Raw genomic sequence first — 21043 nt, 5'->3', positions numbered from 1 at the left:
TAAGGGGTAGTAACCGCTAAGCGTAAATTTACCACGTTAAGATACATATTACCAAAATAACGATAAAGCAAGGGAGAATAACAAATATACTCGTGTTATTTTAATATTTTTCTCAAAGATTTTACATTAGCTAATATATATTTTTTATTACTCTTTTTTAGTTAGCATTATCAATACTATAATTCTACTTTAACTAACTTATTTTGAGTAAAAAAAATAAGTTAGTTATCATTTAGTGATTAAAACCTAGATATATCAATGATTTACACTGATGCTATATGCTTTTTCGAGTTAGAGCTATTAGTATTAATTATAAGTCGGAATGTTTCGATAAAACATATTTTGGTGATCAATTTCTTAACGTATATTTTCCGCTAAAAGATACCTGCACCCTTAATTATAAAAAGCATGAAACGACAGTTTTACGACATAAACGGCCAATTATTGTAATATAATTGCTTTATAGGCAGTGATATTTATGGAATAGCCATGATACCATATTGCTTATATATTGCTTTATATACAGACTTAAATGATTTGGAGGAAAATGAAATGCATGCTAATCAATTAGATAATAAAAAACACTATTTAATTATTGCAATAATAATAATAATTATTATTGCTTCCGTTTTAGTTTATAATGGTCGGCATAACAAATATGTTAATATAAACAATTTGGTAAATAAAGCTTATACAAGTTCAAAGGGATACAATGCTGATATGGCAAAACATATGTCTGAGGATGTATATAATAAGGCAAATGGCTATATTATATTTAAGGATTATGATTGTAAGAGACCTATAAAATTTTCTTTAAGGTTAAGTGAAATAAATCAACATAAAATTAATGGAAAGGTATTTGTACATATGGTACATGGTCTTGATTTGATTGATGCAGATGGAATTTCAATGGTTAGTTCACGGAACATTCCTGTCGTATTTACGGTTACAGGAACTAATGATAATTTATATATAGAAAAGGTACAGGAATATGAGGGTGTAAATAATGTACCTAAAATATATAAATAATACTATTCTAGGAAATTACTTTCCAAAAGCCATTCAAAATAATTAAAATTATTTTGAATGGCTTTTTTATATAATATAATAGCTTTAAAATGTACTAGGGGTATGGCATCGATTCGCGGTGCGTCGCGACAGGGTGTATATTCTAACAGGTGGGAATCCTGCCACTTAATCTATAAATTATTTTTATACTACAATCAACAAAAGTATAAAACTATTTACATTTTGTTTAGGTTATTTTTAAAATAAAATTGTAAAAAAAATTTACATTATGGAGTCATTATTATGAGGAAATTTCTTGGTGCGTTGTTATGTTCTATGAACCTTGCTATACTATTAAACACTACGGTAGAAAAATTATTTATACTTGAAAGTTAAAAAGAAAAATAGTGTGATTATTAAATGTAAAGGTTAAGGAGGTTAGAGAATGCTTAAGATTTTTTTGATTGAAGATGATGAAACAATTGCTTTAGGTATAAAGTCATTTTTATTGAGAAATAGTTATAAAGTTATCCATGCAGAGAATTTAAAAAAAGGGAAAGAGCTTTTTAAAACAGACATTGACATAATATTACTAGATTTAAATTTACCTGATGGGTCAGGTTTTGATTTTTGCCGCTATGTAAAAGAAATTAAAGACATTCCTATTATTTTTCTTACTATTAGGGATGAAGAATGCGATATTGTAAAAGGACTAGATATTGGAGGGGATGACTACATCGCCAAGCCTTTTAAATTAAGTGTTTTGCATTCTCGTATATCTGCTGTTTTACGCAGAACTGTAAAACAGCAGATACAAGAAGATGTTTTATGGTGTGGGAATATTAAAATGATTAAATCAGAAACAAAGGTATATAAAAATAATCTCGAAATAGAACTTACAATTGGTGAATATAATCTATTTAGGCATCTATTAGAAAATAAAAACCGTACTTTAACACGAGGGATTTTATTGGAAAAACTGTGGGATAGCGATGGGGAATTTGTAAATGATAATACATTATCAGTAGCTATAAAGCGTCTTCGTCAAAAACTTACGAATAATACAATTATTAAAACAGTGAGAGGAATAGGTTATAGGTTGGATGAGTAAGGGGAATATGAATAAAAAAAAATTTACTGTATGGATGGTTATTAGTTTTTTATGTATAACAATTTTTTCTATTATACTTGGAGATTTCATTTTTAAGCATACAGAGAAGCTTTTTTATGAAAAAGCTGCACAGCTTATAGCGTTTGGTGTTAAGGCTGATCCTAATATTGAACAAGTATTGATATCATCGCTAAAAACTAATAATATAACAGAAATTAATAAAGGAAAAAAAATATTAGAGCACTATGGATATAGTGAAGATTTTTTATATAGTTCTTATAATAAGCGTAAAAGTTTTAATATAGTTACGGTTGGTATTTTGTTTTTGATCACTTTACTCTTTTTTTGTTTTGGAGGATTTCTGGTAGGGCTAAATCATATAAAGCGTAAACGTATCGATAATCTTGCAGAATATCTTTACGCTATCAACGAAGGAAATTATAGAATAAATCCTCAGAAGAAAGAAGACGAATTCTCTATTTTAGAAGACGAACTATATAAAACAGTTGTGCTGCTTAGAGAAAACCGAGAAAAAGAAAGGAAAGAAAAAGAAAAATTAACAAATTACCTTGCAGATATCTCTCACCAAATGAAAACGCCACTTACGTCAATGTTACTTATGATTGAATTATTAGAAGATAGGCCTATAAAGGGGGAGGATGCTTTGTATATTGAGCGTATTTCAGCTCAGATATACCGTCTTAATCATTTGGTTTCGTCATTGTTAATACTTTCTAAACTAGATGTAGGAACATTAACATTAGAATATAAATGGATTAATGTTTACGAATTGGTATGTACTGCTATTGAGCCATTAATCTTAATGATAGAAAAAAAGGAGCAACAAATTTCTATTCAAGAGAATAGTGATGTAGTTTTTATGGGAGATTTTTATTGGAGCAATGAAGCCATCTTAAATGTTGTTAAAAACTGTGTAGAACATACACCATGTGGAGGTGAAATTTCCATAGTGTATGAACAAAACCCTATTTGCACACAAATTATTATTGAAGATAATGGAGAAGGCTTTCGTAAGAAGGATATACCACACTTATTTACTAGATTTTACAAAGGCGAAAATTCAGCCAAAGACAGTGTAGGAATTGGACTTGCTCTTGCTCAATCTATAGTTAAGAAACAAAACGGTGAAATTCGAGCAGAAAATAAAAAAACAGGGGGAGCGCGATTCACAATTAAGTTTTATTTGTAAGCAATGTCACCGAACGGTCACTTAACAAAGATATAATGGGGTTAGAAGAAAATAAGGACTAAAATAACTAAATGTTATGGTAGCAGGCCTTATTAAAGAGGGGGAGAATATTTTGGAAATATTAAGAACTGAAAATCTTACAAAAACCTATGGAATGGGTGATACAAAGGTCACTGCATTGGATAATTTGAATTTGAAAATAAGCAAAGGACAATTTGTTGCGATAATTGGATCAAGTGGATCAGGAAAATCAACACTTCTTCATATGTTAGGGGGAGTGGATAACCCTACAAAAGGAAAAATATATATCGATGACATTGATATTTCATCAATGAATGAAACTGAATTAGCTTTATTTCGAAGGCGAAAAGTAGGAATAATATATCAATTTTACAATCTTATTCCTACACTAAATGTAGAAAAAAATATATTATTACCCATGCTGCTGGATGGTAAAAAACCTAAAAAAGAACAATTTGATAAAATTATAAAAATGCTTGGTTTAAACGAAAGGCTTAGTCATCTACCAAATCAGCTTTCGGGAGGTCAGCAGCAAAGAGTTGCTATAGCACGAGCATTAATTTATAGACCGTCTATTATTCTAGCAGATGAACCTACTGGAAATCTTGACAGAGCAAATACAGAAGCTATTCTTGAGATGTTGAGGGTTTCAAATAAAGAGTATAATCAGACTATGATATTGATTACGCATGACGAAAAAATTGCATTGTCAGCAGATAGAGTGATTACAATTGAGGATGGCAGAATTGTGTCAGATGAGGTAATTAAGAAATGAAAATTATGAATGAATACACATATAACCATATGAAAAAGAATAAGCGACATACAATTTCTATACTAGTTGCTATTATAATTGCTTCAGCATTGCTATGTTCACTATGTATATTTATACATTCTATATGGAAAACAAAATTAACCACAACAATTGAAAACACAGGTTATTGGCATGGAGAATTATACGACTCTATATCTGGTGATAAATTAAAATATGTCACAGAAAATCCTGAGGTTGAAACCACGATGATTAAAGGACAGTGGGTTACTGCTAAACTTTCCAATACGAAACGCCCGTATCTATCAATAAGAGATGCTAATACAAATTTTTGGCTGGATATGAGTTTTAAAAATACTCTTACTGAAGGTAACCTTCCTAAAAAATCCGGAGAAATTGTTGTATCAAAATTATTCTTCGCGGATAATCCTTCATATAAAATTGGCGATAAGTTGACTCTTCCCATAGGCAATCGAATGCTTGGTAGTGAACTAATTAGCCATCAAGAGACGAAACAATCAGGCGAGACGTTTAAGACAACAGAAACTAATATATATACCATAGTTGGAGAATTAGATATTTTTGGGAGTTCTGCATACTCTGGATATATCGCCATGGGATACTTGGATACTTCGCGCATCAAGCCTAAAGATGAACTTACGGTTTATATGCGTTTTGTGAACCCTCGCACAATCTATGAAACATTACCGCAGATTGCGAAATCTACGGGATTAACCAAAGATGAACATGGACAGTATGCAGTTAAGTATAATACACCTTTATTAAATTTATATGGGATTAGCGATAAAGGTAATACAAATACTCAAATCATTATGATGATAGCAATAGCAATAGCAATAACAATTACCATACTAGTTATGGGGTCATTTATTCTTATTATCTATAATGCATTTTCTTTATCTGCCAACAGCAGGATTAAGGAACTAAGTATTCTAAAAAGTTTAGGAGCAACTCCAAGGCAAATTAAGTCTTCTGTTCTCTATGAAGGACTTTTGCTCTGGATTATTCAATTACCAATTGGTATCATGATAGGATATCTATTTAGTAATATTGTGTTTTCTAAAGTTAATAAAATTCTTAGTGTTACAGAAGATTATAGGAATTCATATGTTTCTTTTTCATGGGTAGTAGTTGGTTTTTCCATCATAATCTCATTGATTACCGTTTTAGTTTCAGCATATATTCCCGCAAGAAAAATGATGAAAGTATCAGCTATTACTGGAATACGTCAGAATAGTACTCGCGTAAAATTTAAAAAACAAAAATCCCACTTAATAATCAATAAAATATTTGGTATAGAAGGTGAACTAGCAATATCACAATTTTCAGCTAACAAAAGGGCTTTACGTACGGCTGTATTGTCTCTTTCAATGTGTTTTATCTTAATAGCGGGGTATATGAACATTATAGCCATATATAATTTAGCCAATTCTAAGAATGCTGAAATACCTAATCTTCATGATATGAAGATTAGCCTAAAAACTGTTGATAAACCAAGTGATAAGATGATAAATGAAGTTATTTCTCTGCCTGAAGTTAGGGATAGTGTCATTAGAAGACAGGTACGTACTTCAACCTATGTAACATCAAAACAGGAGTCAGATGTTTTTGCTAAATATGGAGGATTTGCTAAGGTACCCTCCAAACATAATATATCGAGTGAAAATGGAAAGCATAGAATTATAGTAAATTTAGTTGGATTAAGCGATAAATCATTTAAAAAGTATTGTGAAAAAATTGGTGCTGATGATGAGGCATATTATAAGGATGGTGTGAAAACAGGAGTATTGTTAGATAGCACACATTATGTATCAGAGAATACAAAAGTTGTGCAAAAAATACCATTGTTAAATATAAAACAAGGCGATAAGCTAGTAATAAATGAAAAAATAGAAAATGATATGAATACAAATTATAAATTTAATGTTCAAGTGGGCCATGTTACAGAGATTTCTCCCTCTGAGCTAGAAATGGGTGGATACAGCTTAGCATATATAGTTCCTATGAAAACCTATCAGCAACTAGTTAGTAATTTTATGCCAGAGCGCATGCTTGAATCTAGTAGTATGGCAATTGATTTATTGGTTGGTGATGGGGCTAGCCCACGTGTGAAGAAAGAACTAACTCGAATTTGCAGTTCTTATCTTGGATCCGAAGATTTTAGTATATGGAGTCTACTCGAAGAAAAAAATAATGACAAACTGGTTCAAAAAGCCGTTTCTATTGGTGTTTTTTCTGTAGCCATAATGTTTGGAATAATTGGCATTATTAATGCTTTTTCTACCATTTCGAATAATCTTAGACTGCGAAAAAGAGAATTTGCTATGCTTCGGGCAGTAGGATTAACACCAAAGGGATTAAATAAAATGTTGATGATAGAAGGTTTGTTTTTTGCATTAACACCGATTATTGTTAGCATACCAATAGTATTATTTATTTGTTGGTATATGTTAAGATTAACGTTAATCACATGGTCTGAGTTTATATCTGTTTTTCCAGTTGTACCAATTTTAACGTATGCTATGCTTATAATTGCATCTATATTTTTGGCGTATGGGGTTTCTTCAACGGGCGTTAAAAAAAGTAATGTAATAGAATCAATCAAAGACGAAATAGTATAATAAATACCGCACTATTCATTTTGGTGAATAATGCGGTATTTACTATTTTCTTATTATTTTTCACTCCCAAAACTAATACAACTAAATATATAGGAGAGGATTTATCACATTTGGTGATTAACAGCAATGGAATTGATGATGAAACCTTACAAAATGGTAATGGTACGGTAAGGTTAATCGATAGTTGAAAAAATAGAAAAATGATAAAGTAGTGTAAGAGATAAGAAAAGAGGAGTGATAAAGATGAATACAATTTTAAAAGTTCAAGATATCGAAAAAGTATATGGAAATAAAGGTAAAGTTACACATGCATTAAATGGTGTTTCTTTTGAAGTTAATAAAGGTGAATTTTTGGGGATAATGGGTTCTAGTGGAAGTGGGAAAAGCACATTACTTAACTGTATCTCTACCATTGATACTATTACATCAGGACATGTATATGTAGACGAAGAAGATATCACTCTTTTAAGTGGAAGTAAGCTTTCCAAATTTCGACGTGAGAAATTAGGATTTATGTTTCAAGATTATAATTTATTGGACACATTGACAGCATATGAGAATATATCATTAGCCTTATCCATTAATCATTGCCCTGTAAATAAAATGAAACAAGAAATAGATAATGTAGCTTTGGCTTTAAATATAGAGAAAGTACTTCATAAGTATCCTTATGAAATGTCTGGAGGACAGCAACAAAGAGTGGCAGCAGCTCGTGCTATTGTGTCTCATCCATCTTTACTTTTAGCAGATGAACCAACAGGGGCGCTTGATAGCAAATCTGAAAAAATGTTATTAAAAAGCTTGGAAGATTTAAATCGTAATCAAGAAGCCACAATCCTTATGGTAACTCATGATGCGTATAATGCAAGCTTTTGTAAAAGAATTATTTTCATTAAAGATGGAAAAATATTCAATGAATTAAACAAAGGTAGTAACGACCGAAAAACCTTCTTTAATAGCATCATGGAAGTTGTTTCTGTTTTAGGAGGTGAGGCTGATAATGTTTTTTAAGCTTATTTTTAAAAATGTACGTAGGAGTATTAAAGACTATGTGGTCTACTTTTTGACATTGGCCCTGGCGGTTAGTTTATTTTATGCATTTAATTCAGTAGCATCCCAACCAGGATTAAGCAAATTATCGTCTGTAATGAAAATGTTTAGCAATATTATGACTCAATATATAGGAATTATATCTAAACTTATTGCTGTGATTCTTGCTTTTGTTGTACTATACGCAAATCAGTTTATTATGAAAAGAAGAAAGAAAGAAATGGGAATGTATATGACACTTGGCATGAACAAGTGGCGCATTTCATCTATCTTTGTGGGAGAAATTGTTTTGGTTGGTATTTTTTCTTTAATAGTTGGATTAGGTATAGGTTTGCTTTTGTCTCAAGGACTTTCAATGATAGCATTAAAGTTATTTGGAACTGACATGTCTTCATTTCAGTTGGCTATATCTGTTCCAGCTATAAAAGATACAATTATTAATTTTGCTATTATTTTTGTGGTTGTTATGATATTTAACACGCGTTCGATTTTTAAAGTAAAATTAATTGATTTATTGACAGCAGACAGAAAGAATCAAGAATTAAGAGTTCATAATAAATTGATTTCATTTTTATTATTTGTTACATCAGCAATTTGTATGATTTTAGGTGCATACATACTTTCAAGTACTGGACTTAACCAAACAACGTTATCCGAAGTTATGGTACTTATAGGAGTTAGTATTCTATTATTTTATTATACCGCGTCTAGTGTAATGATTTCGGTTGTTCAAAAGAATAAAAGCATGTACTTTCATGGATTGAATCCATTCTTATTTAGACAAATTGGTAGCAAGCTTCAGACAAATTATCTTGTTATCACAGTTATTAGTGGATTGCTTTTGTGTTCACTTGTAGTGCTTGGATCAGGGTTTAGTCTTATTGGTGAAATGAAGAATATAGCGAAGCGATCTACACCTTATGATGTTACCATTATGTTGCCAGTGAGTAAGAATAAAGTAACTCCACTAGAAAAAGCCAAAAAAGATGGAATCGCGATGCGAGATAATTTCAAGGATTATTCTGAGAGTATTCTATATGCTTCTGGTTATACCTATGGAGATATGTTTACGGGGCAAGTCGTGAAATTAGCCACTGTTGATAAGGACTTGCCAAAATCTAAAGTTGCCTTTATGTCAGAGACGGAATTTAATAAACAAATGGTTCTTCAAAAGGAGAAGCCAATTAGCTTATCTAAAAACCAATATCTTATAAATGCAACGTACAAGAACACAATGCCTTATGTAGATCATTTTTTAAAAAGCAATGGGAAGATTACAGTTTGTGGTCAAGAATTAACACCACAAAGAGCAGAACCTATAAAAAAGACATTTGCACTAATTGAACCCATAGGTGCAAATGATAAGGGAACAATTATTGTACCAGATGAAATTGCTAAAAAGTTAATACCAGAATCATATTTATTAAACGGTCTTTATAAAGCAAACGTGAACAAAGATTTATTGTACGAACAGATGAATAAAGTATGGAGTGATGAATATATTGATGGGAAAATTTACTTCATAACAAAAGATTTTATGGAGAATGCGTATTTTGGAACATATGGAGTTCTTGGATTTGTATGTACTTATGTTGGTCTTGTGTTTATTATAATTTGTTTGGCAGTACTGGCGCTTCAACAATTAACTGAAACGCAAGATAACAAGGAACGATATCAAACATTAGCCAATATAGGTGCTGATGGGAAAATGATTCGCAGAACATTGTTTCTACAGATTGGGATTTACTTTGTTTTGCCACTCATTATGTCAATGGTCTTATCTACGTTTATTACTAAAGCAGTAATAAAGAAAGTGGAGTTATCCATTCAAATGGCTATTGGTACAAATATGGTGCCTAGTTTTGCAATTATTATCGCATTGTATATGGTGTACTTCATTGCAACTTATGAAAATTCAAAACAAATTATTATCGAACAAAAAATAAAATAAAGGAGAGGATAATATGGGAAATTTTTTATTGAATTTAGGAGTATCTGAAGGAATTATTCAAACTATTAAATGGTGGTCGCCAGCACTTGGAGGAATTGTAGCCATCATTGCTATAGTTATTGTTGTGAGGATTATTGAACGTAAGAAAAATAAATAAATATGGAGGTAAAATCATGGAAGAAATTAGAAGACCAGAAATGGGAGCAGGTTTAGTAATATTTTTAATTATCCAATTAGTTATTAGTGGGTTAGGATTAATGCTGTCTATAAAAAACTTAGTTATGAAAAAAACATTGATGCTGAGCTTATAGCGGATGGATTTCCAATAACACCAACTTCTGATATAATTATTGGTTTGGTATTTTTAATAATACTAATTATAGGTGTTATTTTGATTTTAAAGAAGAAGGAGCTAGGCATATATATTTACTTTACTGATGTAGTATCCCAAATAGTATATGTAATTGTATTTGTTGGATTTAGTCCTTTTATATTTATTAATTTTATTATGCCATTTATTATGGCGATATTTATTTGGAGGAAAAAGGGAGCATTTAGTGTTGAGGCAAAGGCTTAAGATATAGCAGGTTAAGTCAGGTAGCATTTGCAGCTATAAATGATTAGGAAATCCATACATACAAATGTAGTTTTAAAAAATGCTCAAGTAATTGGAAATCAATCACTTGAGCACTTTTTTTTAGATGATTATTGAGCTAAATATGGTAGCATGATTTGTCCCCTTTTGTCACTATATTTAGCAAATGTTTATTATAAATAAATTTTTGCTTTAGTAAAATAATATATTTTTGAAATTGGCTAAATGATTGAAATATTGAAAATCCCTCACCATCAGGGGTGACAATCCTTACTGCTATGCAGTGGGGATTGTTTTTTTGTATTTTTGCCCATCCACCCGAAAAGGGGGAATAAGCCAAAATATACCCTAATAAGTATCAGATATAAACAATATTACGCACGTATAGGTAGAGAAGCCCTGGTCTTGTAATCGGCGGTGTACGTATTTAGATTCAACGATATGATTAAATCATCTTCTGCGAAGCTGAAACATATGCGTGCGTAGATCTTGTCCTTCTAAATTCTCTATACTGATAGTAACTACAATAGATATAAAATATAATAACTATTATAAAGGTCTATAAAATCTATTTACTATAAGAATATTAATATCTAAAAAGGAAAACGCGAAGACTAATTACTTTTTTAAAACTCTAAATTCTCGGGACAAACGTTACTGCTCTACCAATCTGAGGTGAAAAACCTGTCCATCTCCCACCTGATCGAAGCGAGGTTCTATATTTAAAATACTAATATGGCAAAAACAAAAAAGGCTCTGTTACAATGCCGTAGGAACTGTTTCCCCTGAGGGCGAAGGGGGAATAATTTTATTTGCTTTGGACTAGGTTACTGACTGCTGCTAAGACCAACCATAAAAAATCATGCGGTATTACCGTGTGGCAATGAAATTATAATCGATCTTAAACCTCTCCTTATGGCATCAATTACCTAACAATTTCCTTTCTAAATATTCAAAATCATATTACCATTACATAATTATCATTTATTATATATTTTTCGAGTTGATAACTGAATTTCTAAGTCAATTATTACCTTGTACTATGAATATATTACATTAACGATTTTAAATAGTATAAACATATTAAACTGTAATTGTGACAGGAACAAACAGTGAAGGATAGAAATACAAATAACGTTGAAGTAATAGCTTAAATCGATGATAAATACAAAATTAAAACATTTAAGTTATTGGGTAGATAATATTTGTAATTAGTTTTTCACATTATGCAACCAAAATTAAGATTCATTGTATTAAAAAGAAAGGAGGGGAATTATGGGAAAAAAATATGAATTAAACAAGGTAGTAGGACCATCATTTGAGGAGTTATCAATAGATGAAATGGTAGCATCACAAGGAAGTGGGGATGTACAAGCAGAAACAACACCACTTTGCATAGTAACTGCAGCAGCGGTATTCAGTTTAGGTACAGGCATTACAGTATCATTAAAACACTGTTAATAAGATATTAGATTTACAATAATAAAAATTTGAGGAGGAAAAAATTATGGAAAAAAATATGAATTAAACAAGGTAGTAGGACCATCATTTGAGGAGTTATCAATAGATGAAATGGTAGCATCACAAGGGAGTGGGGATGTACAAGCAGAAACAACACCACTTTGCATAGTAACTGCAGCAGCGGCTTCATTCAGTTTAGGTACAGGCATTACAGTATCATTAAAACACTGCTAATAAGATATTAGATTTACAATAATAAAAATTTGAGGAGGAAAAAATTATGGAAAAAAATATGAATTAAACAAGGTAGTAGGACCATCATTTGAGGAGTTATCAATAGATGAAATGGTAGCATCACAAAGGGATGTACAAGCAGAAACAACACCACTTTGCATAGGATTCATTCAGTTTAGGTACAGGCATTACAGTATCATTAAAACACTGCTAATAAGATATTAGATTTACAATAATAAAAATTTGAGGAGGAAAAAATTACGGAAAAAAATATGAATTAAACAAGGTAGTAGGACCATCATTTGAGGAGTTATCAATAGATGAAATGGTAGCATCACAAGGGAGTGGGGATGTACAAGCAGAAACGACACCACTTTGCATAGTAACTGCAGCAGCGGCTTCATTCAGTTTAGGTACAGGCATTACAGTATCATTAAAACACTGCTAATAAGATATTAGATTTACAATAATAAAAATTTGAGGAGGAAAAAATTATGGAAAAAAATATGAATTAAACAAGGTAGTAGGACCATCATTTGAGGAGTTATCAATAGATGAAATGGTAGCATCACAAGGGAGTGGGGATGTACAAGCAGAAACAACACCACTTTGCATAGTAACTGCAGCAGCGGCTTCATTCAGTTTAGGTACAGGCATTACAGTATCATTAAAACACTGCTAATAAGATATTAGATTTACAATAATAAAAATTTGAGGAGGAAAAAATTATGGAAAAAAATATGAATTAAACAAGGTAGTAGGACCATCATTTGAGGAGTTATCAATAGATGAAATGGTAGCATCACAAGGGAGTGGGGATGTACAAGCAGAAACAACACCACTTTGCATAGTAAGTTTGTACAGGCAGCGGCTTCATTTAGTTTAGGTACAGGTATTACAGTATCATTAAAACACTGCTAATCATAAAAGCATTTGCTCACTTTAGAGTAAATTAACTTTAATTTCTAGTAATGGAGCATAAATGCCCCTTAAAAATAGCTGAAAAACTCAGTGGGGGCATTTATAATATATGATAGAAAAATTTTAACATTATTTTTATTTTACGAGTTTAAAATATTAAGATAAAATTGGGGGTAATTTTATGAGAGTTTTAAATAGTGGTACTGTGAAAAAATTAGTAAATGCAATGTCCATAAGAGAAAGATTAGATACATTTAAGAAAAATAATATAAGCTTAGATATTGAAAATAAGTATATAGAAGCGTGGAAAAGTAGAAAGTCAGTAATTAAATCCGATAGCTTTAATACAAAGTTAAAAGTTGAAGGCTTTAATGAAAAAGAATTTAATTATGCAATTAAAGATTTAAGTGAAGAGGATAGAGAAATGTTGAGTACGGATTTAGTAAAATCAGATTGGTTTAATAAATTCGAAGAAATTTTAGAACATTTTATTGAAAAGGAAGAGAATATTATTGATGATAATGAAAATAAGCCTGATTATGGATTAGATTATACCGTTAGACCATTTTTATTTTGGGCTTATTCAAGAATAAAAAAGGCTATAAATGAGTTGAAAAATTTTCAATGTAATGATGAAATACCATCACAAGTGATCGAATCACTTAATGGTATACTTTTACAAATTTCAAATAAGTCATTAGTGATTGAGTTACATTTAGCAAAAGCAAATAATGAATTGGAAGGTTTAACACCAGAAGAGAGATTTAAGTGTTTCGTTAAGAATGAATTTAAAAATTTAGACTCTATAGTAAATTTTTATACAAAATATGCTGTTTTAGCAAGATTATTAACAGTGAAAACTGATTATTTTATAAAGCACGTAATTGAAGCATTAAATAGATTAGATAATAACTTTAATACAATTCAACAAGTATTAGAGATTAATATAGATGGTCATAAATTAAATAAAATTATAGCTAATGAGGGTGACTCACACCAAAAAGGTAAATCTGTAATCCAATTTGTATTCTCAAATGAAATACGGGTTATATATAAGCCTAGGAATTTAAAGGTTTGTGAAAAATACTATGACTTTGTTAGATGGATTAATAAAAATAGTAATTTATTAGATTTTTATATAAATAAGGGGTTTTATGAAAATGAATTTTCATTTGAAAAATTTGTTAAATATAATTCCTGTGAAAATAAAGAAGAGATTAAAAGATTTTATACTAGATTTGGTCAAACCATAGCTCTTATGTATATTTTAAAAGGAACAGATTTCCATTATGAAAATATAATTGCAAATGCAGAATATCCTGTAATTATTGATCTTGAAACAGTTCTTCATCAAGTTATGCCCCTTAAATTTAATGATTCAGCAGACGTTGTTGCAAAATATGAAATAATGGATTCGGTTATCAGCACCTGCCTAATACCGTTTATAGCTCTAAAGAAAAATAGTGAAAGCGGTGGCATTGACTTTAGTGCATTAAATGGTGATAAACAGACCCTTCCATATAAAGTTTTAGCACCTAATAACATTATGACTGATGATATGAGGTATGAGTATACGGAAATAACTATGGAAGGTGGTAGTAATATCCCTAAACTAAATGATAATAAGGTGGACTTTAGAATGTATCAAGAGTTTATCTTAAAAGGGTTTAGAGATACTTGTGAATTCATAATAAGTGATAAAGAAAGTTTAATTTCAAAAGAGAGTATTCTTAATATATTTAAGGGTTGCTTAACACGTCAGGTAATAAAGAATACTAGTACATATGGTGAAATGTTAACTTATTCATATCATCCAAATTGTACTCAAGATTTTAAAGAAAGAGAAAAGCTATTTGAGAACTCATGGGGATACCCATATATGGATAAGAGAAATATAGAGGCTGAAATCTTAGATATGTTATATGAAGATATTCCAATGTTTTCTGCTTATGCAGATTCTCGTGACATAATAACAAGTACCGGTGAAAGAATCAAGGATTATTTTGAAACTACATCGTTAGATAGAGTTTTAGATAATATTAAGAAACTTAACCAAAAGGAAATTGATAAGCAATTATCTTATATTCTTGTTAATTTTGGAGAATACAAAAATCAGTATAAAAAGAATTTTGAAGAAAATGAAAAAAATTTTCTTGGAGCCCTTAAAACAAATGCGTTTAATGACGTAGATTTGCTTAAAGAAGCTATAGATTTAGGAGAAGAACTTTTATCAATGGCTAAAGAGTCAAATAATAATGACTTTATTACTTGGCTAGAGGTTAATTATCAGGAAGATGGACTAAGTGAAATAAGACCTACTAATGAAAATTTATATAATGGCTTATCGGGTAAGGCCGTCTATTATTATCAATTATACAAAGAAACTAATAATGAAAAGTATAGAGATTTAATGCAAGTTTTAATTAAGTCAGCCATTGAAAGAGCTAAGTACTCTAAAGTTGTAAGTGCATTTATAGGAAAAGCTTCATTACTTTATCCATTACTTTTAGTTTATAAGGACGAAAAAAGAGAGGATTATAGAAAAGTTATTGAAGAGATATGTGATTACATTGAAGAGAATATTGATAATATAACAGAATACGATTGGCTTGGAGGTACAACTGGTTTAATTAAAATGACTTTAAATACTTATGATGTTTTAGGAGAAGAGAAATATCTAATATTGTCAAAGAAGTTAGGAGAAAAATTAATAGATCAGTTATCAAATGTAGATAGAAATAAGTTATTAGGTGGAATGTCTCATGGTGCTAGTGGTATTGCAGTTGTATTATTACAACTATCACAATATTTAAATGAAAATAAATTCAAAATCCTTGCATTAGAAATGATAGAGCATGATAGAAGTTTATTTGATAGTAAAAGGTTAGGCTGGATAGATAAAAGAGATGGTGGTAATGAAATTGCTACAAAGTGGTGTCATGGAAGTACTGGCATTGGAATGAGTAGATTATTAATGTCCAAGTACTATAATGATTCAAAAATGGATGAAGAAATTGAAATTGCAGTTAGCTCAAACAAGGATACCATTCATAATGATGATTGTCTATGTCACGGTAATTTTGGAGATATTGAATTATTATTACAAGTTTATAATAAAAGTAAGGATGAAAATATAAAATCAATTATCTATAAAAAGCTAAGCAATATATTTTCATTTAAAAAAGAGCTTAATAAGTTCAGGCTTAGAGAAATTCCACAATTTAAGGATTTAGGTCTTTTTACAGGCATGACAGGAATTGGATATGAGCTATTAAGGCTTCGTAGTCCTGAAAGGATTCCAAATGTTATGATGCTTGAACTATAGACTTATGTGAAGAAATAACCTAGTTATTTATTCGATTTTAATTACATTTCAGAAGGAGTGATTAGGTTGTGCAAAAAGTTTAGAAATAAGAAATGTATGTTAATAGTATTAATTTTATCTATAACTATTTTGTTCCTAGACTATTCATTAGTTAACGCAAGTATAAATGTTTCACATAATACTAATTCATATATGATAGTTATAAAAGAAGGAAAAAAGTATACAGAAATTACAGCTGAATTAAAAAATAAGTATCCTGATATAAAGATTAGTGATATTAAAGAAATCAATGTTTTAATTATAGAATCTAAAGATGAAAGTTTACTAAATGATACAAAAAAATGTATCAACAAAGAATTTAGTGATTTGGTTCAAGCAGTAGGTGCCAATGATAAAGTATCTGTAGACATGGATTTAGGAATCAACCCTGAATTTCATAATATGGCTCGGAAAGTGAAGCAAATAAAATCTGAAAATATATATGGAGAGTGGAACTGGGACATTGATAAAGTAACTGGTAATGGCAAAAGCTACGATATTGAAGAGGGAAACCATTCTGTTAAAGTTGCTATTATAGATAGCGGTATTGATGATTCTCATCCAGACTTAAAAGAGAATATTGTTGGTGGAAAGATATTTACACCAAATGATAACTCAATTAAAGATACTTTTGGTCATGGCACAATGGTAGCTGGAGTAATTGCTGCTAATGGAAATCTAAAAGGTGTTGCACCTAAAATTGCCATAACACCATATAAGGTTTTTGAGGGAGCAGAATGTGAATCAAGTTGGGTAATTAAAGCAATAATGGAGGCTGCTAATGACAAAATGGATGTAATTAATTTAAGCTTAGGGGCATATAAATCAGTCGGAAATCCAGAAGAACGAGCAATATATTTCGGCTATTTACGGGCAGTGAAATTTGCTAACAAAAAAGGAAGTTTAATAGTTGCTTCATCAGGCACGGAAATGAAGGGATATGATATATCTTATCCTAATCAGTTGGCGCTACAGCGAGGGTATGAAAATGATATGCAGTTTCACGTTCCTGGTGGGCTGCCAAATGTAATAACAGTTTCAGCATCTAACAAAGATGATAAGTTAGCTTTTTACTCAAATTACGGTAAAACTATAAGTATTGCAGCCCCTTCTGGAGATTTTGGTCCTTTGTGGGAAAGTGAAAAAATTCCTGATATAAAATACATGTTATTAATAACATATCCAACGTATTTTCCTCAATCAGAATTAAGTTCTAATCTAGGATTTAGTAAAGGATATGAATTTAATGTAGGTGGTACTAGCCTAGCTGCCCCTAAAGTAGCGGCTACTGCAGCATTAATAATAGCAGAATATAAAGAGAAATTCGGAACCAAACCTACACCGGAAATGATTAAAAAGTATTTATATCAAGGTACAACGCCTGGTGCAAATGGTAATAACCCTATATATTTTGGAAAAGGCATTGTTAATGCAGAAAATTCATTACGTGATATAAAATAAACTTTAAATAATTTAAGAGAGGTAATTTATATGAAAACCATATTTGTTTATATAGGAACTCAAGCAGGGGAGAAGTCAAAAACCTTAGGATTATTAAATAAAATTTTTGATAAGTTAAAGGGAAAAACCTCTGAAGAAATAGTGTTAGACATTTATACTGGAAATAATACTAATATAACTCATTGTAAAAGTTGTAATGGATGCTTTTCAAATGGGAAATGTATATTAGATAATACTGATGATGTAAAGATGTTAGAGAACAAAATATTAAAGGCGGACCTTGTTATATTTGGAAGTCCTGTTTATGCTCATAATATCTCAGGAGATATGAAGGTTTTTATAGATAGGATTAGCTATTGGATGCACCTTATGATATTGGCAGGTAAACCTGGATTTATAATAGCTACTTCTGGTGGAAATGGTATAGAGTATGTAAATAATTATCTTCATAAGATAATGAATTATTTGGGAATTAGAATTATAGGAAAATTAGGAGCAACTGTGTATTCACTAAAGCAATTAAATGAGCCTGGTTTCTTAGAAGAAAATATTGAAGAGGCTGCTAATACCATGCATGAATACTTAATAAATAATAAAAACATAGAAAGTGATCAGGTATTAGAAACTATATTCAAGGGTTTGAAAACTGCAATGAAACTAGTTGAAGATTCAGCTATAAAGGATAAGAGTGCTGAGTACAAGTTTTGGAATGATAGTGGACAACTAGAATGTAATAGTTTTTCAGAATTATTAATTAAAAGAAGATCCGCTTGTTGATTTAAGAATTTTAACGACATTTCAGAAGGAGGTTTCCCACTTCTATAAGTGGGAGTATAAATCTCCTTCTGAGGCCGTTAATGCAGTTAAAATAAGTTAACAATTTTGAAATTGAAATATAGTGTGGGTAGGGGGTAATTTGGTAAAAATCTTTATTCAAGCGAAAATTACCTTAAATATTGTATTAATTACAAATTCATTCATAAAGGGAGAATATGCTTTAAAATATATATCAAAGTAAATTTATTAAAATAAGTAATTGCTAGGAGGGGATTACTATAGTTAAGAAGTTTAAGAAAATTAAAAATATAGAACAAATGGAACACAGCGAGTGTGGTCTTGCATGTGTTTCTATGATTTGTAATTATTTCAATTATAATATGGAGCTGTCAACTTTAAGAGAAAAGTATGGAGTTCCCAATGGTGGATATACATTATTCCAACTAAGTGAAATACTAAAGAGTTATAACTACAGTACAAGAGGAGTCAAAATTACGAATATAACTTCATTAGACAAAAATTTATTTCCTTTTATAGGTTTTTGGAATAAAAAGCATTTTGTAATTATTGAAAAAGCCACTTCAAAAAGAGTTTTAATCTCTGATCCAGCAAATACAAGACGTTGGATTTCAAAGGAAGAATTTGAAGAAAGTTTTTCAAACTCAGCTTTACTATGTTATCCTAATGAGAATTTTCAAGAAAAAAAAGATGATTGTAAAACTAAATTTTTCTTGTCTATTCTCTTTAAGGAAAAGAAACTTCTGGTAACCTTACTAGTACTTTCAGTGTTAATCCAGGTTATAGGTGTAGCTGTGCCATTTATAACTAAGAGTCTAGTTGATAATATTATTTTTAAGGCAGATACAGAGTTTTTAAATAAAATTGGTTTAAGCATACTGGTGTTTTCTATATTTTATTATTTCATGAATTTTTCAAGACATTATGTAATAGTAAAGCTTCAATCTGTATTTGATAGCGAACTAATGTCTAATTTATTGGAACATATGCTTAAATTACCATATACTTTCTTTACTAACAGATCATCAGGAGAACTTATTTTTAGATTTAATTCAAATGTGTATGTACGTCAAATATTATCTCAAAAGCTAGTGTCATTAATTATTGATTTCTTTTTAATATTTGTCTATTTATACATCATGTTAAAATACTCTGTTTCATTAACTGTAATCATTTTAATAATAAGTGGCTTAATAATAACTGTTTCAATCTTTAGTACTTACAAAGTAGAACAAATAACTAACGATGAGTTAATATCACAAGCAAAAGTTCAAAAAATATTAAATGAGACGGTAAATGGTATTTTAACCATAAAGTCCTTAGGTACAGAAGAGTTGTTTTTGAAAAACTGGAAAACGAACTTTACTAGACAGATGTATTTTACAACTAAAAAAGGAAAGTGGAGTGCATTACTTTCAAATATACCATATACAGTACAATTTATGCTTGCTCTATTTATTACGTGGTACGGTAGCTATCAAGTTGGGAGTGGAACATTTACTATTGGAACACTCTTAGCCTTTAATACTGTTGCAGCATCTTTTTTACAACCAATAATATCAATCAGTGGATCATATATGGAAATTTTAGTTTTAAGGACTTATATAAATAAGTGGTATGACATATTAAATACAAACCCGGAAAGTAGATTAGATGAAGAATGTTTTGATATTAAAGAAGGTACTATATCTTTTGAACATATAAACTTCAAATATAATGAGTTTTCACCTTACATATTAAAGGACATAAATTTGGATATTAAGCCTTGCGAAAAGATCGCTATAGTTGGGAAAAGTGGATCAGGTAAAAGCACATTACTTAAAATGATTTTAGGTCTATATAATCCTAAAGAAGGAAGAATTCTTATAGATGATCTGGATATGAGTCAAATGAATATTAGAAACTTAAGAAATCAAATAGGTGTTGTATTACAAGAACCACAATTATTTAATGCTTCAATAAGAGAAAATATACTTTTAGGAAAGGAAAATATAGATGATGGTATACTTTCAAAGGCTATTGAGAGAGCAGGAATAATGGATATTATAAAAGACAGTCCACTTGGAATCGATACAATATTATCGGAAAATGGGGTTAACTTATCTGGAGGTCAAAGACAAAAGATATCATTAGCTAGAGCTCTAATTAATAATCCTAAGATATTATTGATGGATGAACCAACAAGTTCATTAGATAATCAATCAGAAAAGGGCTTTATGGATCAAGTATTTGGTTTAAAGAATACATGTATAGTTGTGGCGCATAGACTAAGTACAATTGATAAATTTGATAGGATATTAGTCATTGATAAAGGGCGAATAGTAGAGCAGGGTACACATAAAGAACTGCTTAATCTAAAAGGTTATTATTACAATCTATATGATAGTGGAGAAAATTCTCCGGTAGGAATTGAAGATTTGTTGAATTGTTCGTAAAATTAAATTAAT

At 30.2% G+C, this 21043-nt stretch carries 14 protein-coding genes and 5 pseudogenes; all 19 read left to right on the top strand.

What is annotated here, in order from left to right; genetic code table 11:
• The first annotated feature begins 552 nt into the window (after positions 1-552).
• The 19 genes and pseudogenes from ACWJKS_RS16690 to ACWJKS_RS16600 all read left to right on the top strand — a co-directional run bounded on the left by ACWJKS_RS16690 (position 553) and on the right by ACWJKS_RS16600 (position 21031).
• Positions 553-1029 carry a hypothetical protein gene (locus tag ACWJKS_RS16690; RefSeq protein ID WP_462960063.1) on the top strand — a complete coding sequence of 159 codons (477 nt, stop codon included), beginning with the start codon at positions 553-555 and terminating at the stop codon, positions 1027-1029.
• Between the two features lie 424 nt (positions 1030-1453).
• Positions 1454-2119: a response regulator transcription factor gene (locus ACWJKS_RS16685; protein WP_462960062.1), complete on the top strand. Its 666-nt coding sequence runs from the start codon at positions 1454-1456 to the stop codon at positions 2117-2119.
• A gap of 7 nt (positions 2120-2126) precedes the next feature.
• Entirely contained in the window at positions 2127-3329 is a 1203-nt protein-coding gene (locus tag ACWJKS_RS16680) for a sensor histidine kinase (RefSeq protein ID WP_462960061.1), read from the top strand.
• Positions 3330-3441: 112 nt separating this feature from the next.
• Positions 3442-4125 (top strand): ABC transporter ATP-binding protein, encoded by a 684-nt coding sequence (locus ACWJKS_RS16675; RefSeq protein WP_462960060.1) that lies wholly within the window; start codon positions 3442-3444, stop codon positions 4123-4125.
• Positions 4122-6764: an ABC transporter permease gene (locus ACWJKS_RS16670; RefSeq protein WP_462960059.1), complete on the top strand. Its 2643-nt coding sequence runs from the start codon at positions 4122-4124 to the stop codon at positions 6762-6764. The genes ACWJKS_RS16675 and ACWJKS_RS16670 overlap by 4 nt, the downstream gene beginning before the upstream one ends.
• A gap of 243 nt (positions 6765-7007) precedes the next feature.
• The gene (locus ACWJKS_RS16665; protein WP_462960058.1) at positions 7008-7775 is read left to right on the top strand and encodes an ABC transporter ATP-binding protein; all 768 of its coding nucleotides are present in this window, start codon (positions 7008-7010) and stop codon (positions 7773-7775) included.
• The gene (locus ACWJKS_RS16660; RefSeq protein WP_462960057.1) at positions 7765-9765 is read left to right on the top strand and encodes an FtsX-like permease family protein; all 2001 of its coding nucleotides are present in this window, start codon (positions 7765-7767) and stop codon (positions 9763-9765) included. The genes ACWJKS_RS16665 and ACWJKS_RS16660 overlap by 11 nt, the downstream gene beginning before the upstream one ends.
• A 13-nt stretch (positions 9766-9778) precedes the next feature.
• Positions 9779-9922 carry a hypothetical protein gene (locus ACWJKS_RS16655; protein ID WP_462960056.1) on the top strand — a complete coding sequence of 48 codons (144 nt, stop codon included), beginning with the start codon at positions 9779-9781 and terminating at the stop codon, positions 9920-9922.
• Between the two features lie 16 nt (positions 9923-9938).
• On the top strand, positions 9939-10076 hold the full coding sequence (locus ACWJKS_RS16650; protein ID WP_462960055.1) for a hypothetical protein: 138 nt from the start codon (positions 9939-9941) through the stop codon (positions 10074-10076).
• A gap of 1559 nt (positions 10077-11635) precedes the next feature.
• Complete coding sequence (locus tag ACWJKS_RS16645) at positions 11636-11821, top strand: lichenicidin A2 family type 2 lantibiotic (protein WP_462960054.1); 186 nt, start codon at positions 11636-11638, stop codon at positions 11819-11821.
• A gap of 78 nt (positions 11822-11899) precedes the next feature.
• Positions 11900-12055, top strand: a pseudogene (locus tag ACWJKS_RS16640) (mersacidin family lantibiotic); the annotation flags it as partial.
• A gap of 78 nt (positions 12056-12133) precedes the next feature.
• A pseudogene (locus ACWJKS_RS16635) lies at positions 12134-12280 on the top strand (mersacidin family lantibiotic); the annotation flags it as partial.
• 67 nt (positions 12281-12347) lie between these two features.
• Positions 12348-12503, top strand: a pseudogene (locus tag ACWJKS_RS16630) (mersacidin family lantibiotic); the annotation flags it as partial.
• 78 nt (positions 12504-12581) lie between these two features.
• Positions 12582-12737, top strand: a pseudogene (locus ACWJKS_RS16625) (mersacidin family lantibiotic); the annotation flags it as partial.
• A gap of 78 nt (positions 12738-12815) precedes the next feature.
• A pseudogene (locus tag ACWJKS_RS16620) lies at positions 12816-12941 on the top strand (mersacidin family lantibiotic); the annotation flags it as partial.
• Positions 12942-13157: 216 nt separating this feature from the next.
• Entirely contained in the window at positions 13158-16301 is a 3144-nt protein-coding gene (locus tag ACWJKS_RS16615; RefSeq protein ID WP_462960053.1) for a type 2 lanthipeptide synthetase LanM family protein, read from the top strand.
• A 66-nt stretch (positions 16302-16367) separates the two neighbouring features.
• The gene (locus ACWJKS_RS16610; RefSeq protein ID WP_462960052.1) at positions 16368-17801 is read left to right on the top strand and encodes a S8 family serine peptidase; all 1434 of its coding nucleotides are present in this window, start codon (positions 16368-16370) and stop codon (positions 17799-17801) included.
• A gap of 30 nt (positions 17802-17831) precedes the next feature.
• The gene (locus ACWJKS_RS16605; protein ID WP_462960051.1) at positions 17832-18578 is read left to right on the top strand and encodes a flavodoxin family protein; all 747 of its coding nucleotides are present in this window, start codon (positions 17832-17834) and stop codon (positions 18576-18578) included.
• Positions 18579-18850: 272 nt separating this feature from the next.
• Positions 18851-21031: a peptidase domain-containing ABC transporter gene (locus tag ACWJKS_RS16600; protein WP_462961089.1), complete on the top strand. Its 2181-nt coding sequence runs from the start codon at positions 18851-18853 to the stop codon at positions 21029-21031.
• Positions 21032-21043 lie beyond the last annotated feature (12 nt).

This window comes from Clostridium sp. CM038, assembly GCF_055081105.1.
This window is presented reverse-complemented; position numbering and strand designations above follow the sequence as displayed.

Bases quoted from the DNA above. Each gene is read 5' to 3' on its own strand.
- ACWJKS_RS16690 (WP_462960063.1), top strand. From the start codon at position 553: ATGCATGCTAATCAATTAGATAATAAAAAACACTATTTAATTATTGCA.
- ACWJKS_RS16685 (WP_462960062.1), top strand. From the start codon at position 1,454: ATGCTTAAGATTTTTTTGATTGAAGATGATGAAACAATTGCTTTAGGT.
- ACWJKS_RS16680 (WP_462960061.1), top strand. From the start codon at position 2,127: ATGAATAAAAAAAAATTTACTGTATGGATGGTTATTAGTTTTTTATGT.
- ACWJKS_RS16670 (WP_462960059.1), top strand. From the start codon at position 4,122: ATGAAAATTATGAATGAATACACATATAACCATATGAAAAAGAATAAG.
- ACWJKS_RS16665 (WP_462960058.1), top strand. From the start codon at position 7,008: ATGAATACAATTTTAAAAGTTCAAGATATCGAAAAAGTATATGGAAAT.
- ACWJKS_RS16660 (WP_462960057.1), top strand. From the start codon at position 7,765: ATGTTTTTTAAGCTTATTTTTAAAAATGTACGTAGGAGTATTAAAGAC.
- ACWJKS_RS16655 (WP_462960056.1), top strand. From the start codon at position 9,779: ATGGGAAATTTTTTATTGAATTTAGGAGTATCTGAAGGAATTATTCAA.
- ACWJKS_RS16650 (WP_462960055.1), top strand. From the start codon at position 9,939: ATGGAAGAAATTAGAAGACCAGAAATGGGAGCAGGTTTAGTAATATTT.
- ACWJKS_RS16645 (WP_462960054.1), top strand. From the start codon at position 11,636: ATGGGAAAAAAATATGAATTAAACAAGGTAGTAGGACCATCATTTGAG.
- ACWJKS_RS16615 (WP_462960053.1), top strand. From the start codon at position 13,158: ATGAGAGTTTTAAATAGTGGTACTGTGAAAAAATTAGTAAATGCAATG.
- ACWJKS_RS16605 (WP_462960051.1), top strand. From the start codon at position 17,832: ATGAAAACCATATTTGTTTATATAGGAACTCAAGCAGGGGAGAAGTCA.